The 471-nt window shown below is 68.4% G+C and carries 1 protein-coding gene; it reads left to right on the top strand.

The window, feature by feature from the left end; genetic code table 11:
• Window positions 1-471: acyltransferase domain-containing protein (locus FL311_RS43600; RefSeq protein WP_141333593.1), on the top strand; the 471-nt coding region annotated here is incomplete at both ends.

Here is a 471-nt window from a genome sequence, read left to right as displayed (position 1 = left end):
TTGATGGACCCCATCCTCGACGCGTTCTCCGTGGCGGTGGCGAAGGTGAAGCTCCAGCCTCCCGTCATCCCGCTGATTTCGAACCTGAGCGGGCGCGAGGCGGGGAAGGAACTCCTGACGCCCCGGTACTGGGTGCGGCATCTTCGTGAGCCGGTGATGTTCGCCCGGGGCATGCAGACGCTGGAGCAGGCTGGCGTGAAGGCCTTCCTGGAGGTCGGCCCGAAGCCCACCCTGGTGACCATGGGCCAGTCCTGCATCACGAAGGAGGACACGCTCTGGGTGGGCAGCCTGCGGCCGGAGCGCTCGGACTGGCAGCAGATGTTGGAGGGGCTCGCGGCCCTTTACGTCGCGGGCGTGCCGGTGGACTGGCGGGGGGTGGACCAGGGCCGCGAGCGCCACAAGGTCGCGCTGCCCGTCTATCCCTTCCAGCGGCGCAATCACTGGATGGACCTCAACGGGTCCACCTGGGAC

Source organism: Myxococcus sp. AB025B, assembly GCF_006518215.1.
In the GTDB taxonomy this organism is placed as follows: Bacteria; Myxococcota; Myxococcia; order Myxococcales; family Myxococcaceae; genus Myxococcus; species Myxococcus fulvus.
This window is presented reverse-complemented; position numbering and strand designations above follow the sequence as displayed.